This is a genomic window from Nannocystis pusilla, from assembly GCF_020073745.1.
GTDB lineage: Bacteria > Myxococcota_A > Polyangia > Nannocystales > Nannocystaceae > Nannocystis > Nannocystis radixulma.
The window spans coordinates 346,268-371,652 of sequence record NZ_JAIRAU010000056.1; the positions used below are offsets into that span (position 1 = coordinate 346,268).

A 25,385-nucleotide genomic window follows, 5' to 3' on the forward strand; every position below is an offset into this window, starting at 1 on the left:
GACGCCTCGACCGCTGCTCGAGCGCGCGGCCGTCCCGCGCATGGCGAGCCGCCTGTGCGGGGGCGAGGCCTCCGGCCGGGGACGAGGTGAAGCTCCGGGCTGCGCACGCGACCGCGCCGCCTGGTCGTGGCGGAGGGTGAGCGCGGGCTGGTGAGCGTGCGCCGGTGGCCACGCCAGGCTCGGCTGCTGCGCTGGTGTGCCGTGCAGCGCGTGTCGACCGGCTGATCGGCTCGTCGTCGGTGGCGAACCGCGGGGTCGAACGGCTGTCCGATCGGGCATGTTCGCCGCGGCATGTCCTTCGGGATATGCTTCTTCAAACATGTCCCTGAAGGAAGCCGTCAGAAACGCGAAGAGCGCGACGAGGTCTCGTCGCGCTCTCGCGGTTCGGGCCGCGGGGGCCGTCAGAAGCGGGCGGTGAGGGTCAGCTGACCGCCGCCGACCCGGCTGCCGGCGTTGAGCCTGGCGTTCTTGGCCACGCGGACGCCGTACTCGTTGAGCACGCGGTTGCGGTACTTGTCGCGGTGGTACTGGACGGTGCCGACGATGCCCATGACGAGGCCGAGGCCCTGCAGCGAGCCGGACACGGCCAGCGAGAAGTCGTCGGTGGCGTACTTGGCCTGCTCCATCGCCAGGAACGGGCCGACGACCGGGATGAACATGTTCTCGGCCAGGTCACGACAGCGGCCGGGCTTGTTCATGCCGGGGCAGCGGTCGTAGAGGTCGGCGGCGTTGCTGGCGGTGATCAGGTAGCTGACGCCGAACAGCACCCAGCCGGTGACCATCAGGCCCTTGCGCGGCGGGGGCGGGCGCTTGATCGCCGGCGGCGGAGCGGCGTGCGACGGCCGCGAGACCACGCGGGTGACGATCCGCGGGGGCGGCGGCGGCGGGGCGTAGCGGGTCTGCGGATAGCGCTGCTGCGGCGGAGCCACGTACACCGGGGCCTGCGGCGGCGTGGTGCGGGTGTTGGTGGTGACCGTCGGCGTCGCGTTCGAGTTGCTGTTCGAGTTGCTGTTGGTGCTGATGTCGGCGCTGCTCGTCGGCGTGGCGTTGCCCTGCGGCTGGGCCTGGACCTGGATCTGCGGCTGCACGAGCACCTGGATCTGCGGCTGCATCACCGTGCTGCCGGGCGGCACGTTGAGCGGCGCGGCACCCGGGGCGGCGAGCGTCTGGCTCTGGCTCTGCGGCCCGGAGACTGCCCCCGGCGGGGTGACCTGCGACTGCGCGCCCGGGGCCTGGACCTGCGTGTTCACCGGGGCGACCGGCGTCTGCCCGGGGATGGGCTGAGCGAGCGACTCGCCGCCGGGGTCCTGCATGCCGAGCAGCGGGACGCTGCGTGCGTACGGCGACGCGACGGCGACCGACGGCAACAACAGCGACGCAGCGAAAAGGGGAGTGGCGACGGAGACGAGCAGACGAGACCGCAACATGACGTGGCTACCTCGAACGGGATGGCTTCAAGATTGGCAGATGCTCCACGTGCCGACCAGTCGGAAAAGTCAAATATTCCGGCGCAGCGTCGGTCGCCCGGCGCAGAAAAACCCGGCCGCGATCGGACGCGCACCCGCGCGCCGTGGAATGCGCGAGAGGCGGCCTACCGGCCCGCTTTGGGGCGGGAAACGTCGTTCGAACTCGAGCCTGGGGTCGCGGGTCGACAGCGCGAGTTCGGCGCCATGTGTCGGGTTGGCCATCGGCTGCCCATCTCCTGCACGCGTCGGTCCGCACGCAAACGATTGGAAAGACAGACGACCGCGCGACGAAGGGCGAGGCGTGGCGACCGCGGCGATGCATCTTGCGACAGCGGCCTGTCACGCCTCGCCCCGCGACCGGGTCGCCGGCCAGGCCGCTGCGCCCGGGATCCCCTTCTGCCGCTTCAACTCACGGATCCACAGCTCGCGGGCGGCGGCGCAGAATTCGAGGTGGCGGTCGACGTCCGGACCGAGCGGCCGCGGGTCGACGCGGACCTTCTCCTCCATCAGGCGGAACCCCGTAGAGAATGTCATCCGTCGGGTGAGGTCCACGGCCTCCGCCTCGGTCGGCTCGTCGCGGTCGATGAACCGGCGCAGCCCGAGCGCGCGGTTGAGCCGGCCGAAGCGCGGGTTCAGGCGGGCGCTCGAGAACATGCAGCGGACGAAGAGCGGTGCGTGCGGCCCTCGTACAGCCGCTTGACGTGGCGCGCGACCAGCCGCGGGATCTGCTCGAGCTCGGCGTCCATCAGCTCGGGCCCGCCTGCGGCCATGTCGCCGTAGAAGGTGACGATGATCTGCTCCACCATCCGTTCCTTGGTACGGAAGTCGTGCCGACGCGCCGCGCCAGCTCGCGCTGGCAGATGCGCCGACGAGGGCGCAGCCGACCGCGCGCGAGCTCGCCCCGGCGCTGGCCCGCGCGGCGTGACGATGGAGTCGAGCCGCCGCTCGTCGCGGTGCTCCGGCGCTGTCGCGAGCAGACCCCGGCGGTGGCAACCAGCCGCGCCGAGCGGACACGACGACGGGGAAGTCGTCCGCCCATTCGGCGCGGGCCCGTAGCTTGCCCGGCGGGCGCGCGCAGGTGTATGGCCGTCGCATGTCGCTCGCTCAGACCACTCCTCTATGGCGCTCCGTGCCGCTCGGCGCGGCTCTCGGCGCGCCCGTGCTGCTGAAGATGGAGGCGCTGCAGCCGTGCGGGTCGTTCAAGCTGCGCGGGCTCGGTCGCCTGTGCGCGAGCCGGGTGGCCGGCGGGGCCAGACGGCTGGTATGCGCGTCCGGCGGGAACGCCGGTCTCGCGGTCGCCTACGCCGGTCGCCGACTGGGGGCGGCGGTGCGGGTGGTGGTGCCGAGCTCGACCACCGCCCGCGCCCACGATCTGCTGACCGCCGAGGGCGCGGAGGTCGTGGTGCGCGGCGACGACTGGCTCGCGGCCCATCGAGCGGCGCTCGCCGAGCTGCCGGAAGATGCGACCTACATCCACCCGTTCGACGACCCGGAGATCTGGACCGGGCACGCGGACATCGTGGTCGAGGCCGCTGCCCAGGGCGAACGCCCGGGCGCGGTGGTGGTCGCCGTCGGCGGAGCGGGCCTGCTGTGCGGGGTGCTGCAGGGGATGCACGCGGTCGGCTGGACCGACGTGCCGGTGCTCGCGGTCGAGACCGAGGGCGCGGCGTCGTACGCGGCCGCGCTGGCCGCCGGCGCGCCGGTTGCGATCCCGGCGATCACCTCCCTGGCGACGACGCTCGGCGCCCGCGCGGTCGCGGCCGAGGCGGTGACGTGGTCGCGCCGCCACGAGATCGTGCCGTGGACGGTCAGCGACCGCGCCGCGGTGTCGGCCTGCCTGCGCTTCGCCGACGATCACCGGGTGCTGGTCGAGCCGGCCTGCGGAGCTGGCCTTTCGGTCATCTATGATCGCGCGCCGCCGATCGCCGGTCGCGGACCGGTGCTGGTGATCGTGTGCGGCGGGGCGGGTGTCGACCTCGCGCTCCTGCGCGCGTGGGCCGAACGCACCGGCGTCCGCTGACGCACCGCCGCGATCGTGCGCGGCTTGACCGGGCTGCTGGGCCCGGCGACCGTGCACGAGGGAGGGCGGGCGGCATTGCAGAGCTGCGGGACGTGCGACGCGCCCGGGACCGGGAGCACGAGCCGAGCGGCGGGTTCGCCGGCGCGACGACCTGTGCGAAGCTTCGGCCCGTGAGCGACCCGAGGCCCGTGCCCGCCGCCGCCCCCTGGGCCGAGGACATGCGCACGTTCGGCGTGACCGGCACGAACGGCAAGACGTCGACGACGACGATGCTGGCGGCGATCGTGCGCGCGGCGGGCGAGCGGGTGTTCTCGGCGACGACTCTCGACTATTCGCTCGACGGCAGGCCGCTGGCGGTCGAGCGCAGCTGGCAGGGCTTCCTCGCCGCGGCCGAGCAGTCGCGGGCCGCCGGGGCCCGCCACGCGGTGGTCGAGATCACCAGCCAGGCGCTGGCCCGCGGCTACGCCAAGCGCTGGCGCTTCGACCTGGCGGTGTTCACCAACCTGTCGCCCGACCACTTCAAGAGCCACGGCTCGTGGGAGCACTACCTCGCCAGCAAGGCCCAGCTGTTCGTCCATACGTCGCCGGGCGGCGCGGCGATCCTCAACGCCCGCGACCCGGCGGCGCTGCTCATCGACCAGGTGACGCCGGTCGACGTCCGCCGCGTGTGGTACGGCGTGCTGTCTCGCGGGGCATGTTTGATGAAACATGACCTGGAAGCCATGTCCGTGGAGACATCCATCGACGGGACGGCGCTGACGCTGGCGCCGTCGCCCCTGGCCGAGGCGCTCGGCGGGGCGCTGCGCGTGGCCTACGTCGGCGAGGTGTTCGCCGAGAACGCGCTGGCGGCGGCGGCGGCGGCGCTGGCGGCCGGCTTGCCGGCGGCGGCGGTGCGCGCGGGGCTGGCGGGCTGCCCGATCGTGCCCGGGCGCTTCGAGGTGCTGGGCCGGGCGCCGGTGGCGGTCGTCGACTACGCGCACACGCCCGACGCGCTGGCGCGGACGTGCGCGACGGCGCGGGCGATCGCCGGCGAGCACCGCGTGATCGTGGTGTTCGGCGCCGGCGGCGACACGGACGCCGGCAAGCGCGAGCCGATGGGCGAGGCGGTCGGGAGCGCGGCCGACGTCGCGGTGGTGACGACCGACAACCCGCGGCGCGAAGATCCGCGGCAGATCGCGGCGAACCTGCGCGCGGGGCTGTCGCGCGGCGGTCGGGCGCAGATCGTCGAGGAGCCCGACCGGCTGCGGGCGATCGCCATGGCGCTCGAGCTGGCGCAGCCCGGCGACGTCGTGGTGGTCGCCGGCAAGGGCCACGAGTCGGGCCAGACGATCGGCGACGAGACGCTGCCGTTCTCCGACCGCGCGATGGTCCGGCGCTTGCTCGGACTGGAGAGCGACGGGGATGACGCTTGAGGCCCAGGTCGGCGCGCGCCCGGACTGGAGGGTGACGGTGATGACGCTCGAGGCCCGGGTCCAGCGGGCGCTGGCCGAGCGGCGGCGGGCGCTGCAACGCCGCTTCGGCTGGGCCGGGCCGGGGCTGCGCTGCGGCGTCGAGCCGCGGCGGCGGGCGCTGGTGGTCAGCGGCGAGGCGCTGAGCCGGCGGGCGCTGGCGGCCGCGCTGGCGCAGCTGCAGGCGGAGTTGCCGGACGGCTGGAGCGTCGACGCGGCCGGGACGCAGATCGCGGCGCCGCAGCGGTGGTTCGCGCTGGCGCCGGGGGTCACCCGCCTGTGGCGCGCGCCGCCGAGATTGGACATGGTCGGCGGAGCATGTCGTTCGGAGCATGCTCGAGAGGGCATGGCCGATCGGGCATGGGATTTCGGGCATGTCCGGGAGGGCAGCGAGTTGTGCACCGAGCTGCTGCCCGGCGACGGGCCGGTCGGGGTGCTGGCGGCGGTGGGCGACAGCGTGCTGGTGCGGGCCCGCGACGGGACGCTCGGGTGGACGCGGGCGCGGCTCGGCCCGACGACGGCAGCCCAGGCGCCGACGAGGTGCTCGCGCGCGGCCGGCGAGGCGGCGCTGACGCGGGCGCTGCGGCGCTTCCGCGGGGCGCAGTACGTGCTCGGCGGGACGACGCCGCTCGGGGTCGACTGCTCGGGGCTGGTCCAGCGGGCGGTCCGTTCGGCGCTCGGGGTGGTGCTGCCGCGCCACTCGAGCGACCAGCTCGCGCTGGCGGCGGCGCCGGTGCGCCCGCTCGGCGAGCCGGGCGACCTGCTGTTCCTGTGGGGCGCGGGCGAGGCGGCGTGCCACGTCGGGGTCGTGCTCCGCGGCGCGAGGGCCGGGGCGCGCACGCTGATCCACGCGTCGTCGCGCCGCGGGCGGGTGATCGAGGAGCCGCTCGAGCAGGCGCTGGCCCGAACGTCGCGCTGGCGACACATGGAGCTCGAGCAGGTGCTGGCGTCGCCGTCGTGACGGCGGCTCTGCTGCCCATGGGACATGTCGTTTAAGTCATGTCCTATGGAACATGTCATTCGCGGGGGCGCCGCGGATCGAGCCGGCGCCGACGGCTCCGCGGCCGGATCGCGCCGCGCGCAGCGACCTGGACGTTGCGCGCGCAGCAGGTTCGAGTGGGGTCGCGATGGCCACGAGAGGCGAGGACCGTTTCGCTCCATACAGGCGCTGGCGGCCGCGTGGCGGCGATTCGCGGGCGAGCGGCGTTCTCGTGCCGCGATGGCCTCGCGTGTGACAAATGCGGCGGTTACATGTCGCAGTGTTCGCGCTGCGGTGCCGCGCCGTTCTGGCAGAGATGTCACTTGCTGCGCCGCGAGCGTCGGCATAGCGTCCGCGCCGATGACGAGCGACGAGCGCAGCCGCGGGTCGCACGCGCCGAAGTTCCGGCGCCTCGCGGCCGTCGGCCATGGCGGCATGGCCGACATCTACCTCGCGGCGGCGCGTGGCGTCGGCGGGGCGCTCAAGCTGCTCGTGCTCAAGGACCTGCGCCCGGCGCTGGTGCGCGACCCGGAGTACCGGGCGATGTTCCAGCGCGAGGCGAGGATCGCCACGCTGCTGTCGCACCCGAACGTGGTGCAGACCTACGAGGTCGGCAGCGAGGACGGGCGGCCGTTCATCGCCATGGAGTACCTCGAGGGCCAGCCGCTGCACCGGATCCTCCGCCGCGTGTACCAGCCGCCCCCGCTGCCGCCCGGGTTGCCGACGGCGATGCACCTGCAGATCCTGGCCGAGCTGCTCGCCGGGTTGCACTACGCGCACGAGCTGCGCGACTACGACGGCCGCCCGCTCGGGCTCGTGCACCGCGACGTGTCGCCGCACAACGTGCTCGTCACCTACGACGGGCAGGTCAAGCTGGTCGACTTCGGCATCGTCCACCTCGCCGGCGGCGGCGACACGGAGATCGGGACGTTCAAGGGCAAGGCCGCCTACTCGTCGCCGGAGCAGGTGTGCGGCGAGGCGGTCGATCGCCGCAGCGACCTGTTCTCGGTCGGCGTGATGTTGTGGGAGGCGCTGGCGCGCCAGCGCATGTGGGCCGGGCTCGACGAGCTGACGATCGCGCGCAAGCTCGAGGGCGGCGACATCCCGGCGCTGCCCGCCGACGCCGCCGCGACGCCGGCGCTGCGCTCGCTGTGCGCGTCGGCGCTGGCGGTCGACCCCGCGCGGCGCCCCGCCACCGCCGAGGCGTTCCGCGAGGCGCTCGAGCTCCACCTCGGCAAGAGCGCCCCGTCGCCGCGGGCCATCGGGGCCATGCTCGCCGACATCTTCGCCGAGGACCGCGCCAACCTGCGCGGCCTGGTCGAGGCGCAGATCCGGCGGGCCCGCCAGGCCCACGACGACCTGCCCGTGCTCGACCTGTCCGATCCGTCAGGTCTCGCCGAGTCGGGTCCGGGCGACCTGGCCCATCCGGACGAGCCGACCCGCCGCGACGCCCCGCGCTCCGCCGAGGCCCCGCAGGAGCCGAGCCCGCCGCGGCCGAGCGGGCCCCACGACGCCACCTGGTCGGGCGTGGTCGCGCCGGCGCGCCGGCCGACCCCGGTGTTGCGGTGGTTGCCGTGGGCGCTCGGGGCCGTGGCCGTGGCTGTCTCTGCGAGCATGGTCTTTACGACAGGTTCGGAGGAGCATGTCGGCACAGACATGTCCGCAGAGCCGGCCGTGTTGGAGCCGTGCGCGCGCGCCGACAAGCCGGTGGTCGAGCTGTCGGGGGAGATCGAGCGCTCGGCGCGGCTGACGTGCGACAAGGTCTACCGCCTGCGCTTCGTGACGTTCGTGCGCCCGGGGGCGACGCTGACGATCGACCCCGGGACGACGATCGTCGGCGACCGCGACACGGGCGGGACGCTGGTGGTCCAGCCGGGGGCCAAGCTGGTGGCCGAGGGCACGCGCGAGCGGCCGATCGTGTTCACCAGCGAGGCGCGGCCGGGGCAGCGGCGGGCCGGCGACTGGGGCGGCCTCATCGTGCTCGGCAAGGCGCCGACCAACCTGCGCGACGCCGAGGGCCGGCCGGCGCGCGGGCGGGTCGAGGGCATCGCCGACGGCGGCGAGTACGGCGGAGATGACCCGGAGGACAGCTCGGGGACGCTGCGCTACGTGCGGGTCGAGTACAGCGGGACGGAGCTCGGGCCCAACAACGAGATCAACGGCGTGACGTTCGCCGGGGTCGGCCGCGGCACGCAGGTCGACCACGTGCAGGTGCGCCACGCCGCCGACGACTGCTTCGAGTTCTTCGGCGGCACGGTCGACGCGAAGCACCTGATCTGCCAGGACCCCGGCGACGACGGGTTCGACTGGGACCTCGGCTACAGCGGACGGCTGCAGTTCCTGCTGCTGCGCGACGGCGCCGGGGCGCTCGACACCACGGCCGGGCTCGAGGGCGACAACGACCCCGGCGGCTCGCGCAACGAGCCCCGCTCGGCGCCGACGATCTACAACGCGACGCTGTGCGGGCGCGGTCACGGCCTCGAGCACGAGCACTACGGGATGCTGCTGCGCCGCGGCACGGCGGCGACGATCGGCAACGCGGTGGTGGTCGGGTTCGAGGCGCCGCTCGACGTCCGCGACCGCGACACGACGGTCGCGCTGCGCGGCGGGCTGTGGCTGGCGCACAACTTCGCGGCGCCGCTGGCCCACGCGGAGATCCCGGGCGGCGAGCGGGCGCTGGCCGACGACGACTTCGGCGTCGACGAGGCGGCGCTCCTCACCGCCGCCGGCGCGCGCGTCGAAGATCCGGATCTCCCTGGCTGCGCCGACCCGGCCAGCCTGAAGCGGTTCAAGCCGCGCGCCGCGCTGCACGCCGGCGCGGCCGCCCCGCCCGCCGACGGCTTCTTCGCCGCCGACGCCGACTTCGCCGGGGCCTTCCGTGATGAAGCCGACGACTGGGACGCCGGCTGGGCCGTGTGGGCCGATGCGCCCGAAGATGCCTGAAGAGACATAGATCTCGGGACAGGTCCGGGCCTTGCGGGGTCGCGCCCGTCTACAGTAGAGGGACGGGGTGCGCCCCGCGTCCTGTCTGCTCCTCGCCGCCGTCGCGTTCGCCTGTCAGGCCTCCCGGCCGCGCGAGACGGCGCCGCCGGTGATCCACGGCGAGTCGATGCCGGTCGGCGGCCCGCCGGGGGCGCACGCGAGCGGCGGTCCGGTGGTCGGCGGCGACAAGCCGTTGCTGCCCTCGGCGACGGCGGTGACCGCGACGACGCCGCGCATCGAGGAGCTGCCGCCGGTGTTCGTCGACGCGGCCGACAAGCTGACGGCGGCGGCGCAGGGCCGCACGCGCGCGTGGGAGCTGCTAGCTGTCCTTTCGGACACCTTCGGTCACCGCCTCAGCGGCTCGCGCTCGCTCGAGAGGGCGATCGACTGGACGATCGCGCAGATGAAGCAGGACGGGCTCGACAATCCCCGGCGCGAGAAGGTGATGGTGCCGCGGTGGGTCCGCGGGGCCGAGCGCGCGCGGGTGGTGGCGCCGATCGAGCGCGACCTGGTCATCCTCGGGCTCGGCGGGACCGTGGGCGGCAAGGTGCGCGGCGAGATCGCGGTGGTCGACTCGCTGGCCGAGATCGCGACCCGCGGGGCCGAGCTGCGCGGCAAGATCGTGGTGATCAACCAGGCGATGCCGCCCTTCGACCACGCGCGCCACGAGACGCACTACGGCGAGACGGTGCGGATCCGCGGCGGCGGGGCCTCGGAGGCGGCCAAGGTCGGGGCCAAGGCGGTGCTGGTCCGCTCGGTCACCGCCAACAGCCTGCGGAGCCCGCACACCGGCGCGCTGCGCTACGAGGACGGGGTGAAGAAGATCCCGGCCGCCGCGCTGACGCTCGAGGACGCCGAGCTGCTGGCCCGACTGGCGCGTCGCGGACCGACCCAAGTCGAGCTGTCGCTCGGCGCCAAGACCCTGCCCGACAGCGAGAGCGCCAACGCGATCGCCGAGCTGCGCGGGCGCGAGTTGCCCGACGAGGTCGTGGTGATCGGCGGGCACATCGACTCGTGGGACGTCGGCGACGGCAGCACCGACGACGGCGCCGGCTGCATGATGGCGATCGAGGCGGCGGCGCTGCTCAAGGAGCTGGGGCTCGTGCCGCGGCGGACCATCCGCGTGGTGCTGTTCACCAACGAGGAGAACGGCCTGCGCGGGGCCAAGGCGTACCACGCGGCCCACGGCAAGGAGAAGCACGTGGCGGCGATCGAGGCCGACACCGGGTCGGGGGCGCCACGGGGGTTCGGCATCAGCGGCACGCCGGAGGAGGTCGCGGCGCTGCAGCGCTTCGCGCCGCTGTTCGACGGGATCGGCGCGAGCGTGCTCGAGGCGGGCGGGGGCGGGGCCGACATCTCGCCGCTGACGAAGGACGGGGTGTTGAGCCTCGGCCTCCACCCCGACGTCAGCGCGTACTTCGACCTGCACCACAGCCCGGCCGACACGTTCGACAAGATCGACCCCGACCACCTCGAGCGCAACGCGGCCGCGATGGCGTTGATGGCCTTCGTGCTCGCGGAGCGCTGAGCCCTCGCGAGTTGCCCTCGCGGTCAGGTGATACACCTGGCCAACCAACTGTGACCCGCGGCGGTGGGCTGCGGTTTCACGCAAAATTGTCGGCCGTTGGCTGCTGCCTCGCAGCTCTTGGCTGCAACCACTCGGGCCCCGGTCAGGTCGAAGTGGCAAGGTCCCGAGGATGGAGCATCGCCCCGAGTCGGCCGCGACGTCGCACGGCCCCCCCGCGTGGGTGATGGCCGCGCCGTGGCTGTTGTGCGGTCTGATCTCCTCGTCACAGGTCTACTTCCTGTGGCCGGCGCGGGTGCCCGAGCCGTCGTTCCTGCGCGACCTGGCCTGGCAGTACCCGCCATGGCTCTATCTCGCCGCGGCGGCGCCACTGGTCGCGCGGGTGGCCCGACGCTTCCCGCTCGGGCGTGACACCTGGACGCGTCACCTGGGAACGCACCTCGCCGCCAACGCGGCGCTGGCCTCGGGTTACGCCGCGGTGGTGTGTGTCGCCGGGATCCTCTTCGGCGACGCGTACTATCAGGAGACCCCGGTCCTCGCCATCTACGGCAAGCTGCTGGCCAAGGGCGTGCAGCTGCAGCTGTTCGTCTACTGGCTGGTGGTCGCGCTCGTCCACGCCTACGACTACCACCGCAAGGCGCGGGACGCCGAGCTGGCGTTCTGTCGCCTCGAGACCCAGCTGGCGCACGCGCAGCTCGAGGCGCTCAAGATGCAGCTGCACCCGCACTTCCTGTTCAACACGCTGCACGCGATCGGCGTGCTGGTGCGCAAGAAGGACACCCAGGGCTCGCTGCAGATGTTGAGCGGCCTGGCCGACCTGCTGCGGCTGGCGCTCGACAACACCGGGCGCCAGCTGGTGCCGCTCAAGCAGGAGCTCGACTTCCTCGGGCGCTACCTGGCGATCGAGAAGGTGCGCTTCTCCGACCGGCTCGAGGTGCGCATCGACGTCGCGCCCGAGGTGCTCGACGCGCTGGTGCCGAACCTCATCCTGCAGCCGCTGGTCGAGAACGCGATCCGCCACGGGATCGCGCCGCGGGCCGCCTCGGGCCGCGTCGTCGTGACGGCCGCCCGCGAGCGCGGGGCGCTGGTGTTGACGGTGTGCGACGACGGGGTCGGCCTGCCCGACGCGTTCTGCGTCGAGCGCTGCGCCGGCGTCGGTCTGCGCAACGTCCGGGCCCGGCTCGGCCAACTCTTCCCCGCCGACCATCGATTCGAGGTCGCGGCAGCGCACGGCGGCGGGGCCGCGGTGTCGCTGCAGATCCCCCTAGCCTTCGAGGAGCCGATGTATGTTGGAGCGTAATCCCCCCATTCGCACGCTGATCGTCGACGATGAACCACTCGCCCGCGAGGGCATCCGCCTGCTGCTCAAACAAGACGCGGACATCGAGGTGATCGGCGAGGTCGGCTCGGGCCGCGAGGCGGCCGCCCAGATCGAGGCGCTGCGCCCCGACCTGGTGTTCCTCGACGTGCAGATGCCCGAATGTACCGGGTTCCAGGTGCTGGCCGCGTTGCCGCCGGCGAGCGTGCCCGGGGTGGTGTTCGTGACTGCGTTCGACCGCTACGCGCTGCAGGCGTTCGAGGTCCACGCGCTCGACTACCTGCTGAAGCCGTTCGACGACGAGCGCTTCTACGAGGCGCTGCGGCGGGCCAAGGCCCACCTGCAGGTGGCGCAGGTCGAGGACCTGCGGCGCCAGCTGGCCGCGCTGCTGGCCGACGTCGGCGAGGCGCGCGGGCCGGCGCCCGCGGCGGCGATCCAGCCGGCCGAGCGCCTGGCGATCAAGGACGGCAGCCGGGTGGTGTTCCTGCGCGCCGACGAGATCGACTGGATCGAGGCGGCCGACTACTACGTGCAGATCCACGCCGGGCCCAAGAGCTACCTGCACCGCGAGACGATGCAGAGCCTCGAGCGCCGGCTCGACCCGGCCCAGTTCGTGCGGATCCACCGCTCGGCGATCGTCAACCGCCGGCGGATCCGCGAGCTCCGCAGCGGCGGGCGCCGCGAGGCGGTGGTCGTGCTCGAGGGCGGCGCGACGCTCAAGGTCGCCCGCAGCCAGCGCGACAAGATCGCGTCGCTGCGGGTGTGACGCCTGTACGTCGAGACATGCCCGGAGAGGCATGAGCGAGGGGGCATGTTCTTCGGAGCATGCCCCTTCGTGCATGCCGATTTGGCGGCCGGCTGCGCGGCGAACGGGCCGCTCGGCCTGCTGCGCCGGACCGGCGTTCGCCTGCACCGCGCTGGGGCGCCGCAGCGACCTCGCATAGCTTGATGGCGAACGGAGGATGATGATGCAGCGATGGATCCTGGCGATGGCGCTGGCGCTCGGCGGCGCGGCGGCGTGTGACGACAACAACGGCGGCGGCGACAAGCCCGGCGCGGCCCCGCAGGCCGACCTGACGGCGGAGCAGGTGGTGGCGAAGCACGTGGCGGCGCTCGGCGGGCTCGACAAGCTCAAGGCCAGCAAGAGCCTGGTGATCCGCGGCGAGTACCGGGAGGGCGGCGCGGTCGACACGTTCGTGGCCTACCGCGCGCGGCCGAACAAGCTCCGCAAGGAGGGCACGCACGAGGGCAAGGCCTTCGTCAAGGTGTTCGACGGCGACAAGGGCTGGCTGGCCGAGGGCGACGCGCCGATGGGCCCGATCCCCGCCGAGCACGCGAACAAGCTGAAGCAGTACGCCGAATTCGACGACCCGATCCTCGACGCGGCCGCCCGCGGCCACAAGGTCGAGCTGGTCGGCACCGCCGACGTGAAGGGCAGCAAGGCCTACCAGCTCGAGGTCACGCTCGCCAACGGCGACGTCGAGCAGCGGTACCTCGACGCCGCCACGTTCCTCGACGTGAAGCGCACGATCACCTTCAAGGACAAGGAGGGCGTGCAGAGGACCAAGCACATCACGTTCAGCGACTGGCGCGAGGTCGGCGGGCTGAAGTTCAACTTCGCCAGCGAGGGCGAGGTCGACGGCAAGACCAGCAAGGTGACGATCCAGTCGATCGAGGTCGACGGCGCCATCGATCCGGCCAAGTTCACGGCGCAGCTGGCCAACACCGTGGCGATGGCGCACTGACGCCACGCGGGCCCGCGCCTGACGCCGCGCGGCGATCATCGTAGTGGCGCGCGTCAGTCGTCGTCGTCGTCGTCGTGCTGCCAGCCCTCGATCGTGAAGGGCGGGGGCAGGGCGTCGCCGCCCTCGAGCTCCCACGAGCCGAAGCGGACCTCGCCGCCGTCGTCGAGGTAGCTGTCGACCCCGGGGTCGCTGCGGAACGTGACGGTGGTGCGCTGCCCCGGCCGCAGCTGCGGCGACTCGAGCGCGGGCAGGCGGGCGGCGACGGCCTCCCAGTCGATGCGCAGCTCCATGCGGTCGTGGGCCGCGAGTTCGGCGGGCGAGCGGTCGTCTTCCTCTTCCTCGTCGTCCTCGTCGCGCGGGCGCGCCGCGATCGCCAGCGCCTGGGCCTGCGAGAGCGGCACCCAGTCGCCGCCGTCGATGCGGGCGCCGAGGTGCGGCTCGAGATCGACGAACTCGACGACCTCGCCGCGCTGCACGAGCCACACGCCGAGCGTCGCGCCGTACCACACGGCGTGGAAGGTGCTGAGCCCGTCGTCGTTGGCGACGAACTGGTCGATGCAGGCGCGGACGTGTTGCACCTCCGAGTAGACGTGCAGCTCGGCCCAGCGCGAGCCGCCGGGCTGCACCGAGAGCTCGAGGACGTAGCAACTCCGGGGGACCGCGGACGGCATCGGCCGCGAGGATCGGTCAGGCGGGCCGGTGGCGCAAGCCGGCGCGTCGGACGGGGGCGAGGCTCAGGGGTCCTCGGGCGCCTCGTCGTCCACCTGCAATTGACAATCCTGGGTGACGGGGTCGTAGCATCGAGCGCCGCACGCCTTCTGCGTCCCGGCGCACACGACCCCGCCGTTGTGGCAGCTCTGATGGTGCGGGTCGTAGCACTTGTCGCCGCACGACTTCTGCGCGCCCTTGCAGACCAGCGCGCCGAGGAGGCAGCTCTGCGTGAGCGGGTCGTAGCATTCATCGCCGCACGGCTTGTGGACGCCGGGGCAGACCTTGCGGGGGCTCGCGTCGGCCGCCCCGCCGAGAGCGAGGCCGACGCCGAGCCCCGCAGCGAGCGCGAGGGTGAATCGTCGCATGCGGGAGAGGTGCGCCCCGGCCCGCGCCGGGCCAGTCAAGGCGCGATCAATTGCGAACGCCGCGGCGACGCGGCCGGGTGGCCGGATGTGGTGCCGACTCGCTCACGGGCGTTCAGGGGCGCACGGGCGCGCGCGGGGGCCTCGACGGTCGTCCGTGCGCCGCTCCCCGGCGAGCGGTCGGGCGATTCGGTGCGGCCCGCGAATGTGAGCATGGCGGAACCGTCGGCGCGGTGATTGCGAGGAGACGCCTGCGAGCTTTGGCGCGAACGCGGCGCGAGCATTGCCGGCCGGTCGCGGTGATCGCGGGTCGGGCTGCCGGTGACCGCGGGCGCAGGTGAGCGGGCCGGCCGAGAGTCGCCGGGGCGCCAATGAACCGGCCGCACGAAGGTCGCGGGAGCGCACGCGAAGCGATCGGGCGAAGGTTGCGGGAGCACACTCGAAGCGATCGGTCGAAGGCCGCGGGAGGGGCGTGAATCGGCCGGGTGAAGGTCGCGGGGAGGGCGTCAACCGGCCGGGCGGCGCTGCTCGACGGGTGCGTGGAGCGGGATGCCCATTTGAACATGTCTTCGAGAACATGGTTAAATAGACAGTATCGCCGCGACCGCGATCGCGGGCGCGCGGGCGCGAATTTGTTTCTCCAAGAACGGGAGGTCGCGGGGTCGCGCTCGGGTCCGACGGATCCACGAGGCCCGGTGTGCGCCGGACGTGCGAACGCAGGCGCTGCTCGAACACTGTTGTCGGGCAGCAAGACACCCCGCGAGGCGCACAGAGGAGGCTCACGCGGCGGTTCCGGCTCCAGGATGCGTCGCGGCTGCCGGAATGTGACAGGGATCGTCGAGCGATGCGGCGGATGGCAGGAGGACGGGCGGCGGGGGCCGCGGCGGTGGTGGGGCTGGTGCTCGCGGGTTGCTGGAAGGACAACCCGGCGTTCTTCGTCACCGAGGGTCCGGACACGGATACGGGCGAGGCGATGACCCTGGCGAGCTCCTCGGCGGCGCTCGTGCCGGAGGCGACGACGTTGACGTCGACGACGACGGACGAGGCGACGACCACGGGGGATCCGGGCCAGGCGACGACGACGGCCACGACCACGGGCGTCGCCACGAGCGGCCCCGATCCGACGACGGCCACCACCACGACGGCCACCTCCACCGCCACGGGTGAGTTCACCGGCGGCACCGGCACGACCGCCGAGGACGTGGCCCCGGTGTGCGGGTCGACGGGCTACGGTCCGGCGGAGCTGCTGGCGCGGCGATGGAACGGGGTGGTCCCGCAGGCGTGCGGCGATATCTCCGGGGGCAACTTCCTGATCGTGGGCGGGGAGGACGGGATCGTGGCCGCGCTGGCGTGTAACACCGCGCCGGCGGCGGGCTGCGTTGGTTGCGAGTTCGGGAAGTCGCTGCAGTTCGCGTTCCACACGCCGGAGCCCGCCGACGACATCGACGTGGGGCCCTGCGTGTACCTGGCGGCCCACGGGGCGATGGAGGGCGATCCGCTGGGACCCTGCCGCTACCAGCAGATGGCGCTGTGGCACGACGGCAGCAACACGCCGGGCAAATCTCCGCCGCTGGCGCTGTTCGGCCACCAGACGCTGTCCCCCGACCCGGCCGTGAACACGGTGGCCCAGGCGACGCTCGCGGTCGAGCTGGTGCCGTCGGAGAGCGAGTGCTCGTGCGTCGACGTCGACGACTGCTGCCCCGAAAAGGCGGTCGAGTACTCGCTGCGCTTCGGCGGCGCCGAAACCGTCGAGGTCGCGCCCGGACAGCACGCGACGCTCGAGTTCGCCGACGCGGTCTACGAGGCGTACAACGGCCAGTCGTTCGAGACCGGGGCGTGCGGGCAGGAGCAGCGGTTCGACTGGTGGCTGCTGCGCCAGCAGTGACGGCGCGCGTCGGACCCACGTGCGCGGAGAAGTCGCGGGCTCGTCGCTGAGAGAGCGATCGCGGCGGAGAAATCGCGGGGCTTCTCCGTGCAAGTGCCATCGCGTCTGCGAAGTCGCGGGGCTTCTCGGTGCGAGAGCTATCGAGTCGGAGGAGTCGCGGTGCCTCTCGGTGCGAGAGCGACCGAGTCGGAGGAGTCGCGGGCCGATGCGAGAGCGACCGAGTCGGAGGAGTCGCGGGGCCTCTCGGTGCGAGAGCTATCGAGTCGGAGGAGTCGCGGGGCCGTGGGAGATGGGGGGGCGGCGAGCGGGGGGCAAGGGTCCCTCGCTTTCGTCGGGCACCCCCCCAAGGCACGTGCTCGGCGCGATACCTTGCGAACAACGTCGGTCGCCGTGCGCCGACATCCGCGACGAACACGGACTGTGCGCCTCCGCGCGAGCCTTGGGCTCCGCCCCGCCGGCGTCCCATGCCCCCCGCTCGCCTTGAGAAGAGTTGGGCGGCCCCGCTCGTTCTCGTGCATCGGTTGTCGCGTCATCCCGATGCCCCGCTCGTCGTTCGTCGGTGATTGCGTCACATCTCGATGCCCCGCTCGTCCTCGTGCATCGGTTGTCGCGTCTCATCGAGATGGACCGTTCGTCCTCGTGCATCGGTTGTCGCGTCTCATCGAGATGCCCCGCTCGGCGATCGCGTCACATCGGTTGTTGCGTCTCATCCAGATCCCCGCTTGATGCCCACCGCATCATGTCCGTTTCGACATGTCTCATCGGGCAATTCGGCCCATCTTCATGACCGGTCGGGACCGTGCCGTCCCACGACCTCGTCCATCGTCCGCGTGTGCGACCCACCAATCGCTTGAGAGGACATGCTCTTACGAACATGTCCCCATGGTCATGTGTCGCCGCGCTGGCGGCCAGGGAAGCCGGGCAGCAGCGCGCGGGTCATTCGGTCGGGGCGGCGGACGCCCTGCTCGCCGAGGGCGAGGTCGGCGGCGGCGATCATCTCGGCGCCCTTGTCCCCGCCGGTGAGCTCGCCGAGGCGGCGGCGGGCGGCGGCGGCGTACAGGGCCATGTCGGCGGCGCGCAGGCCCGGCTCGGCCGCGCGCAGCCCGGCGAGGGCGCGGTCCTTGTGGCCGAGCGACGCGGCCAGGCCCGCGCCGACCAGCTCGCCGAGCGGGCGGGCCCACGGGGCTGTCTCGAGGGCCAGGCGGCTCGCCTCGTGCTCGACCAGGCGGACGAGGCCCGCGCGCTCGCTGTCGCCGTGGTCGGAGATCAGGCGCAGCAGGGCCGCCTGCGCGCGCAGGAAGCCGAGCACCACGTGGGCCCACTGGCTGTGGAACAAGAACGACGTCTCGAGGTCGGCGAACTCGCGCTCGACGCGGCCCCACGGCGCGGCCGGGTCGTCGCCGTAGAAGTCGACCAGCAGGCTGCCGACGAAGGTCCACAGCCGCGGCGGGCCGAGCGACTCCTCGGGCAGGCGCTGCTGCACGTAGCCGATCTCGGCGCGCGCGCGCAGGAGGTCGTCCTCGGCCAGCCAGTAGGCGACCTGCGGCCCGCCGCGCAGCAGCGCGTCGGACCAGCTGTCGTCGCGGTCGCGGGCCTCGGCGATGAACGTGGCGAGGCGCTGGCCGACCACGCGCAGGTCGCCGAGCAGGAAGTGGGCGATCAGGCGGTACGACTGGCCGCTGACGATCTCGTAGTTGGTGCCGGTGCACTCGCTGCGCAGGATCTGCTCCGACTGCTCGAGCAGGACGATGCACTCGCGCCAGCGCCCGAAGTGGAACGCCGCGACCCCGCGCGACAGGGCCAAAAGGCCGCGCGGCAGCGCCTCGGGGGTGCGCTGCAGCAGGGCCTGGGCGGCGCTGGCGAGCTTCTCGGTGCGGGCGCGGTCGTTCTCGCCGCCCGAGGAGACGAACGCGACCTCGGCCGCCAGCGCGCAGGCGGCGTGGAAGATGTTACCTGTCTTGTAGGACAGGTTGAGGTAGCGCGCCTGGAACAGCGCGGTCAGCGGGAGGTCGTGCGCGGCCAGGCTCGACGACAGGGTGCGGCACACGGCCAGGCGCACGAGGTCGTCAGGGTCGGTGGTCTTGGGGTCGCGCTCGCGCAGGCCGAGGCCGCGCAGGCGCCAGCGGGCCCGCTCCCACGTGAGGCTGGTGTGCAGCGCGCGGCTGGTGGCCGGGAGGCTCATGCCGGCGGCGGCGAGCACCTGGCGCATCGTCGCCATGCCCTCGGGCAGCTGGCCGGCGCGGATGAACTGCTCGCCGGCGCGGCGGCGCAGCTCGAGCGCGCGGGCCGGCGGCTCGGAGGCGGCTGCCTCGAGGTACAGGCGGGCCGCCTTGACGCCGCGGCCGGCGTTGGCGAGCGCGTCGGCGAGGCGGACGCTGAGCTCGGCGCGGCCCTTGTCGCTGTGCGGCTTGAACTCGAGGGCGAGGCGGTAGAGGCGGGCGGCGCGGTCGAACGCGAGGGCGGCGGCGGCCTGGTCGGCGGCCATCTGCGCGTAGTCGCCGGCGCGCTCCCACTCGCCGGCCTCGCGGTAGTGCAGCGCGAGGGTGTCGCTGTCGCGCTCGCCGTGGTGCTCCATCGCGAACGCGAGGTCGCGGTGGCGGGCCTTGAGGTCGTCGGGCGCGAGCGCGGCGAGCACCAGCTCGCGCACGCGGTCGTGGTAGGTCTCGATGACCTCGCTGTCGCCGCTGCGGGTGAGCACGAGGTGCTCGCTGCGCAACGTGGCGAGCGCGGCGTGGGTCTCGGGCAGACCCGCGGCGGCGCCGGCGAGGCGCAGGTCGACCGGGCCGCCGGCGACCGCGGCGATCTCGAGCAGCCGCCGCGCCGGCTCGGGCAAGCCGTCGATGCGGGCCAGCAGCACGCGATCGAGGGTGACCTCGCCGCGCTCGCCGGGCCGCTCGCCGGTGGCGAGCAAGTGACGCACCAATTCGCTGACGAACAGCGGGTTGCCCTGGGCCTCGCGCGCGACCTGGCGGGCCCGCGCGCGCAGGTTGGCGGGCAAGAGTGACTGCGCGAGGTCCTCGGCGTCGGCCTCGGACAGGGGACCGATCTGCAGCTCGCGCAGATCGAGCTCGCCGCGCGCGGCCTCGCGGAGGGTCTTGAGCACCGCGCCGCTGTGGGCCTCGGTGCGGTAGCTGGCGATCAGCAGCAGCGCGGGGGCGTCGGGCGGGCGCAGCAGATCGGCGAGCAGCGCGGCGCTGTCGCGATCGCCCCACTGCAGGTCGTCGATGTGCAGCACCAGCGGGGCGCGGTCGGCCAGGCGCGCCAGCAACTCCTTGAGCGCCGCGAAGGCGCGCCGTCGCAGCTCGCGCGGGTCGGGGATGTCGACCGAGCGCCGCGGCGCCTGCGTGACCGCCTTGACCCGCTGCAGCACCGGGAACACGCGCGCCAGGGCGTGGACGTCGCGCGGCATCAATTCGGCGACCTTGGCCTCGGGCAGGCGCAGGAGGTGCTTGGCGAGGGCGTCGATCAGCGAGTCGAGCGCCTTGAACGACACCGACTCGCGCTCGTAGCAGCGACCGGCCAGCACGACCGCGGGGCCGCGCTGCAGGCGGGCGAGGAACTCGCGCACCAATGCGCTCTTGCCCATGCCGGAGCGGCCGTAGACCTGGACCAGCGCGGCGCGGCCCTTCTGCGTGGCGGCGGCGGCGTCCTGCAGGGCGCGCAGCTGGGCCTCGCGGCCGACGAAGAGGTCGCGCTCCTGGCCGACGGCGGTGCGCGGGCGGATGCCGGTGGGGCCGCTGCCGACGCGCTGCAGCACCTCGGCGCTGCTCGGCCGGGCCTTGGGGTCGCGGCTGAGCAGCGCGAGGCACAGCTCCTCGAGATCCTTGGGCAGGCCCGAGACGATGCTCGAAGGGACAGGCGCGTCCCGGTCCTGCTTGGCGATCATGACCTTGAGGCCCTTGCCCTTGAAGGGCAGCTCGCCGGTCAGCGCCTGGTAGACCATCACGCCGACGGCGTACCAGTCGGAGGCGGTCGAGGCCGGCTGTCCGCCGGCTTGCTCGGGGGACATGTACGCGGGCGTGCCGACCACCCCGCCGGCCTCGGTGCTGCGGACGGTCTCGGTGATCGAGTCGCTGACGAGGCCGAAGTCGAGGATGACGAGCCGGCCCTCGCGGGTGATGAGGACGTTCGACGGCTTGATGTCGCGGTGCAGCTTGCCGGCCGCGTGCAGGGCCCCGAGGCCGGCGGCGAGCTGGCGCAGCGCGGCCCGCAGGCGCTCCCAGCCCTGCTCGCGCTCGGCGGCGAGGGCGGCCGGATCTTGCTCCTCCGACTCGTCGGCCGCGCCGCGCACGTACTCGACGAACTCGAGCCCGTCGATGTACTCCATCGTGAAGAAGATCTGCTCGCCCTCGAAGAACAGCTCGTGCAGCTGGATGACGTTCGGGTGGGCGACGTCGGCGAGGGCCCGGAACTCGCGCTTGAAGCGGTACAGCGCGCCCGGGCTGACGTTGAGCAGGGTCTTCAGCGCGACCGGATGGGCCCGCTCGCGATCGATCGCCTCGTACACCACGCCCATGCCGCCGGCGCCGACGCGGCGGACGATGTTGAAGCGCTTGTCGTTGGCGAAGCTGACGAACTGGGCGCTCTCGCCCGGATCGGGCTCGCGGGGCTGCGACGGGGCGCTCTTGCCGTCGCTGGTGAGGTCGTCGCCCGAGCGGAACGACATCGCCTCCTCGAGCGAGAGCTGCGTGTTGTCGTCGCGACTCACGGCTGTGGCAGGTTAGCGCCGCCGCCGGGCGCGCGGAACCCAAATGGCCGCGGCGCGGGCCGTGGTCGCTCTCGCGGCGGCGCGTCGGCGGCCGCGCAGCGACCTGCCGAGTCCGTCGCGGCGCGGCGTGTGACCGTCCTCCGCACGGTCCGCGCGCGGTAAGCGTGAGCGAGCGCAACTGCGAACGGCCCTGTGCCCGCGGGCGGTCGTGATAACCCCCAAGGGACATGACCTCCGATGCTCGTACGCCTGTCATCGTCGCCGCAGTCCGCACGCCGATCGGCCGGCTCCGTGGCGCGCTCGCGCCGGTGAGGCCCGACGATCTCGCGTCCCACGTCGTCCGCCACCTCGCCGAGCACTACAGCGCGGCGATGGAGCAGCTCGAGGACGTGTACTTCGGCGCCGCCAACCAGGCCGGCGAAGACAACCGCAACGTCGCGCGCATGGCCCTGCTGCTGGCCGGCCTGCCGGTCGAGGTCCCCGGCGTCACCGTCAATCGCCTGTGCGGCTCCGGCATGGAGGCGATCATCCAGGCGGCCAAGAGCATCATGGTCGGCGAGGGCTCGGTGTACATCGCCGGCGGGGTCGAGAGCATGACCCGCGCGCCGTACGTGATGCCGAAGGCCGGCGAGGCGTTCGCCCGCGACGCCAAGCTCTACGACACCGCGCTCGGCTGGCGCATGACCAACCCGGCGATGGACCGCCTGTACGGCGCGGAGCCGCTCGGCATCACCGCCGAGAACGTGGCCGAGCGCTACCACGTCAGCCGCGAGGACCAGGACGCGTGGGCGCTCGGCAGCCACACCAAGGCCGCGGCCGCGCAGGACGAGGGCTGGTTCGACAACGAGATCGTGCCGATCGAGATCCCCGGGCCCAAGGGCCAGGAGCCGACGCGCGTCAGCGTCGACGAGTCGGTCCGCCGCGACACCACCCTCGCCGCGCTCGCCAAGCTCAAGCCGGTGTTCAAGCCCGGCGGCAGCGTGACCGCCGGCAACAGCTCGCCGCTCAACGACGGCGCGGCCGCGCTGCTCATCACCAGCGCCGAGCAGGCGCACAACCTCGGGCTGCGGCCGATGGCCCGCATCGCCGCGTGGGGCCACGCCGGCGTGGCCCCCGGCGTCATGGGGATCGGCCCCGTGCCCGCCAGCCGCCGGGCCCTCAAGCGCGCCGGCCTGCAGGTCGGCGACCTCGGGGCGGTCGAGCTCAACGAGGCGTTCGCGTCGCAGACCGTGGCCTCCATCCGCAGCCTCGACCTCGACCCGGCCAAGGTGAACCCGGGCGGCGGCGCGATCGCCCTCGGCCACCCGCTCGGCTGCTCCGGCGCCCGCATCACCACCTCGCTGGCCCACGGCATGGCCCGCGCCCGCGTGCGCTGGGGGCTGGCGTCCATGTGCATCGGCGTCGGCCAGGGGATCGCGCTTGTGCTCGAGCGCACTTGAGCGATCGCCGCGGCGCGCGGGTTTGTTGGCGCCCGCGCCGCCGTGGCCTAACGTGCCGCTCCAATGCGAAAGAACATCGTAGCTGGCCTCGCCTGTATGCTCCTCGCGCTGCCCGCCTGCACCAGCAGCAGCGGCGACACCGAGACGACCGACACCGCCGCGCCCGGGACCACCGACGACGCGACCACCGACGGCACCGGCACGCCGACGACCACCGAGACCGGTGGCCCGGTGTGTGAGCCGGCCCCCGAGGGCGGCGTCGGCGGCGTGATGAACGAGTTCGGCGCGCCCTGCAGCTCCGACGACGAGTGCGTGGCGATCCTCGGCGAGGGCGGCGTCTGCCTCGACAACATCCTCGGGCTCTACGACCTGCCCTGCGGCTACTGCTCCAAGCTGTGCGACCTGCCGCCGGGCACCGGCTACGTGCCCGACGACATGATCTGCGGCATGGGCGTGACCTGCATCGGCGCCGACGGCTACTTCGAGGGCTGCGTGGTCGAGTGCCAGGACGACTCCGACTGTCCGCGCGAGGGCTACCAGTGCCGGATCATGCCGCAGATCGGCCAGACCGGCGACCCCAAGTTCTGCCTCATGACCGATGACTACGAAGTCATGACCATGCCTTGAGATGCAGGTACGAACGGACATGTCACAGGGAGCATGTCCGTGAGGCCATGGCCCGCGCCGGCCCTGCTCGACGGGGCCATGGGGACGGAGCTCGAGCGCCGCGGCGCCCGCATGGACGCGCCGCTGTGGTCGGCCCACGCGCTGGTCGAGGCGCCCGAGGTCGTGCGGGCGATCCACCTCGACTACCTGCGCGCCGGGGCGCAGGTGATCACGACCGACACGTTCCGCACCCACGCGCGCAACCTGGCCGCCGGCGGGCGCGCGCACGAGGCGGCGACGCTGACCGAACTCGCGGTGCGGCTGGCCCGCGAGGCCCGGGACCAATTCGCCGCGGACGATCCGACGGCGGCGGCCGAGGTGCGGATCGCCGGATCGATCAGCCCGCTCGAGGACTGCTTCCGCCCGCAAGACTCGCCCGGCGTGCGGTCCGGACCCGAACACCGGGCGATGGCCGAGACCCTGACGGCGGCCGGCTGCGACCTGCTGCTGGTCGAGACGATGGGCCGCGTCGACGAGGCGGTGGCGGCCGTGCGCGCGGCCGCCGGGCTCGGGCCGCCGGTGTGGCTGGCGGTGGTCTGCCGCGGCGACGGGCGCATGCTCGCCGGCGAGCCGCTGGCAGAATTGGTGGCAGAGCTGCGCGGACTGTCGGTGCAGGCGCTGCTGATCAATTGCACCGACCTGGCGTACCTCGCGGCGGCGATCCCGGCGCTCGTCGACGCAGCTGGCCATACGGACATGCTCCTCGGGACCTATCCGCACACCGGCCGGGCGGAGGCCGGCGGCTTCGTGACGCACGCGGTGACGGCGGAGGTGTTTGCGACGGAGGTGGCTGCGCTGGCCCGCGCGGCCCGGCTGCAGCTGGTGGGGTCGTGCTGCGGGTCGACGCCGGCGTGGACGGCGGCGCTGGCGGAGGCGCTGTACCCGGAGTCGGGCAGCCGCGTAGGGGCTCGCGCGGCGCTGGCGGGCCTGGTGCCGCGGCGCGCTTGATCCCGGCCACGCGGTCGCATGGAGCTGTCTCTTGGGACATGCGGCGAGCCGAGGTTCGGGCGCGGGCCGGCGACCCGTCGTGCCGGGGTTTCGCTGGTGCCGCCCGGGGTGTACGCGCGACTCCAGAATCGGCGGGCGCCTTCGCGTCCGCCTGTACGGTCGTGGGCGCGGGCGGTAGAGTTTGCGGGTGATCCGCCCCGCGTCTGTGTTCGCGTTCGTCCTCGTCGCTTGCAGCGGGAGTCCGCCGCGGCCGCTGGCCGAGGAGATCCTCGGCGAATGGGAGGTGGTGTGCCGCACCGACCAGGAGTCGACGGCGACCTGCCTCGGCAAGGAGGAGCTCGGGATGTACTGGAACTTCCGCGCGGGCGGCCAGCTGGTGAGCGGGGTGCGTGGGCGCGATCCGATGGAGGGCACGTGGGCGCTGAGCGGCGATCAGCTCACGGAGACCTTCGAGGGCGGCAGTGTCCGGCTCGAGGAGGTCTATCGGGCCCGGATCGAGGACGGCAAGCTCGTCCTCTGGCACCTGAAGGGGGAATTCGGGGCGGTGCTCGGCCGCGTCGGAGCTCCGTTCGAGCCGCCCGCGAGCGCGCCCCCCGGCGGCGGACCGACGACGCACGCGATCGGGGGCGTGCGCTACAAGCTCGTCCTTCCGCCCGAGTACCGGCTCACGCGTGACGACAACAACCGGCAGGCGTGGTCGCCCGCGTCGAACGACGGGTTCGTCGTACAACTGTCTCTGTCGAGGCGGCCCCAGCGTGAGGTCGAGGGCAAGTGGGTGACGCCGCCCTGCAACCCGTACGACTACGGGGGCGTGTCGGGGTCCGCCAGCGAGATCGGCGGGGTCCGGCGCGACACCTCGATCGGGCTCTCGATCTGCCTCGAACACAGCGAGCAGGTCGTGATGTGCTCGGCCGAGCACACCCGCGGCTACCTCGAGAAGGCCGAGCTCGACGCCGCCCTCGCGCTGTGCCGATCGTTCGCGGTCGAGCACTGATTCGCTGCAGAGCGCGGCGTCGACGGACATCGGTGCGAGCACGTCGGTGTGGTTCGGGCGCCAACGCGATGGAGGTGACCTGCGGGTGCTGGCGATGCCGGCGTCGTCCATCCACTCAGGCGGCCGTCGGGTTACGACAATCGCAGCGGATGTCGCGCATGTGTCGCGCTGTGAGCGCGATGCGTTGGG

19 protein-coding genes are annotated in these 25,385 nt (G+C 73.2%); 13 read left to right on the top strand and 6 right to left on the bottom strand.

Features of this window, described 5'->3' with window-relative positions; genetic code table 11:
- Positions 1-401: 401 nt before the first annotated feature.
- From K7C98_RS39275 to K7C98_RS39285, 3 genes are all read right to left on the bottom strand, one after another.
- Positions 402-1,427, bottom strand: coding sequence for a hypothetical protein (locus tag K7C98_RS39275; protein ID WP_224197058.1), 1,026 nt, complete (start codon positions 1,425-1,427; stop codon positions 402-404).
- Between the two features lie 378 nt (positions 1,428-1,805).
- Positions 1,806-2,120 (bottom strand): hypothetical protein, encoded by a 315-nt coding sequence (locus tag K7C98_RS39280; RefSeq protein ID WP_224197059.1) that lies wholly within the window; start codon positions 2,118-2,120, stop codon positions 1,806-1,808.
- Positions 2,099-2,272 carry a hypothetical protein gene (locus K7C98_RS39285; RefSeq protein WP_224197060.1) on the bottom strand — a complete coding sequence of 58 codons (174 nt, stop codon included), beginning with the start codon at positions 2,270-2,272 and terminating at the stop codon, positions 2,099-2,101. The genes K7C98_RS39280 and K7C98_RS39285 overlap by 22 nt, the downstream gene beginning before the upstream one ends.
- 287 nt (positions 2,273-2,559) lie before the next feature.
- On the opposite strand from K7C98_RS39285, the gene K7C98_RS39290 reads away from it, so the two are divergent.
- The 8 genes from K7C98_RS39290 (at position 2,560) to K7C98_RS39325 (ending at position 13,483) form a co-directional block, all read left to right on the top strand.
- Entirely contained in the window at positions 2,560-3,486 is a 927-nt protein-coding gene (locus K7C98_RS39290) for a pyridoxal-phosphate dependent enzyme (RefSeq protein WP_224197061.1), read from the top strand.
- A 170-nt stretch (positions 3,487-3,656) separates the two neighbouring features.
- The gene (locus K7C98_RS39295) at positions 3,657-4,898 is read left to right on the top strand and encodes a Mur ligase family protein (protein WP_224197062.1); all 1,242 of its coding nucleotides are present in this window, start codon (positions 3,657-3,659) and stop codon (positions 4,896-4,898) included.
- Positions 4,888-5,895, top strand: coding sequence for a C40 family peptidase (locus tag K7C98_RS39300; RefSeq protein ID WP_224197063.1), 1,008 nt, complete (start codon positions 4,888-4,890; stop codon positions 5,893-5,895). The genes K7C98_RS39295 and K7C98_RS39300 overlap by 11 nt, the downstream gene beginning before the upstream one ends.
- Positions 5,896-6,273: 378 nt before the next feature.
- On the top strand, positions 6,274-8,856 hold the full coding sequence (locus K7C98_RS39305; RefSeq protein ID WP_224197064.1) for a serine/threonine protein kinase: 2,583 nt from the start codon (positions 6,274-6,276) through the stop codon (positions 8,854-8,856).
- 67 nt (positions 8,857-8,923) lie between these two features.
- Positions 8,924-10,423: a M20/M25/M40 family metallo-hydrolase gene (locus K7C98_RS45285; RefSeq protein ID WP_224197065.1), complete on the top strand. Its 1,500-nt coding sequence runs from the start codon at positions 8,924-8,926 to the stop codon at positions 10,421-10,423.
- A 169-nt stretch (positions 10,424-10,592) separates the two neighbouring features.
- Positions 10,593-11,720, top strand: coding sequence for a sensor histidine kinase (locus K7C98_RS39315; RefSeq protein ID WP_224197066.1), 1,128 nt, complete (start codon positions 10,593-10,595; stop codon positions 11,718-11,720).
- On the top strand, positions 11,707-12,504 hold the full coding sequence (locus K7C98_RS39320) for a LytR/AlgR family response regulator transcription factor (RefSeq protein ID WP_224197067.1): 798 nt from the start codon (positions 11,707-11,709) through the stop codon (positions 12,502-12,504). Before K7C98_RS39315 ends, K7C98_RS39320 begins: the two co-directional genes overlap by 14 nt.
- Before the next feature lie 202 nt (positions 12,505-12,706).
- Positions 12,707-13,483 carry a hypothetical protein gene (locus tag K7C98_RS39325; RefSeq protein ID WP_224197068.1) on the top strand — a complete coding sequence of 259 codons (777 nt, stop codon included), beginning with the start codon at positions 12,707-12,709 and terminating at the stop codon, positions 13,481-13,483.
- 53 nt (positions 13,484-13,536) lie between these two features.
- On the opposite strand, the gene K7C98_RS39330 is transcribed toward K7C98_RS39325, so the two are convergent.
- Both K7C98_RS39330 and K7C98_RS39335 read right to left on the bottom strand, forming a co-directional pair.
- The gene (locus tag K7C98_RS39330; protein ID WP_224197069.1) at positions 13,537-14,154 is read right to left on the bottom strand and encodes a hypothetical protein; all 618 of its coding nucleotides are present in this window, start codon (positions 14,152-14,154) and stop codon (positions 13,537-13,539) included.
- A gap of 63 nt (positions 14,155-14,217) precedes the next feature.
- Positions 14,218-14,559 (bottom strand): hypothetical protein, encoded by a 342-nt coding sequence (locus K7C98_RS39335; RefSeq protein WP_224197070.1) that lies wholly within the window; start codon positions 14,557-14,559, stop codon positions 14,218-14,220.
- Between the two features lie 850 nt (positions 14,560-15,409).
- On the opposite strand from K7C98_RS39335, the gene K7C98_RS39340 reads away from it, so the two are divergent.
- Complete coding sequence (locus K7C98_RS39340; RefSeq protein ID WP_224197071.1) at positions 15,410-16,441, top strand: hypothetical protein; 1,032 nt, start codon at positions 15,410-15,412, stop codon at positions 16,439-16,441.
- 886 nt (positions 16,442-17,327) lie between these two features.
- Here K7C98_RS39340 and K7C98_RS39345 read toward each other — a convergent pair.
- Entirely contained in the window at positions 17,328-21,149 is a 3,822-nt protein-coding gene (locus K7C98_RS39345; protein ID WP_224197072.1) for a serine/threonine-protein kinase PknK, read from the bottom strand.
- 227 nt (positions 21,150-21,376) lie between these two features.
- Here K7C98_RS39345 and K7C98_RS39350 point away from each other — a divergent pair, with 227 nt between their 5' ends.
- From K7C98_RS39350 to K7C98_RS39365, 4 genes are all read left to right on the top strand, one after another.
- Positions 21,377-22,588, top strand: coding sequence for a thiolase family protein (locus K7C98_RS39350; protein ID WP_224197073.1), 1,212 nt, complete (start codon positions 21,377-21,379; stop codon positions 22,586-22,588).
- 96 nt (positions 22,589-22,684) lie between these two features.
- Positions 22,685-23,215, top strand: coding sequence for a hypothetical protein (locus K7C98_RS39355; RefSeq protein ID WP_224197074.1), 531 nt, complete (start codon positions 22,685-22,687; stop codon positions 23,213-23,215).
- 33 nt (positions 23,216-23,248) lie between these two features.
- The gene (locus K7C98_RS39360) at positions 23,249-24,202 is read left to right on the top strand and encodes a homocysteine S-methyltransferase family protein (protein ID WP_224197075.1); all 954 of its coding nucleotides are present in this window, start codon (positions 23,249-23,251) and stop codon (positions 24,200-24,202) included.
- A 187-nt stretch (positions 24,203-24,389) separates the two neighbouring features.
- The gene (locus K7C98_RS39365) at positions 24,390-25,196 is read left to right on the top strand and encodes a lipocalin family protein (protein WP_224197076.1); all 807 of its coding nucleotides are present in this window, start codon (positions 24,390-24,392) and stop codon (positions 25,194-25,196) included.
- Positions 25,197-25,385 lie beyond the last annotated feature (189 nt).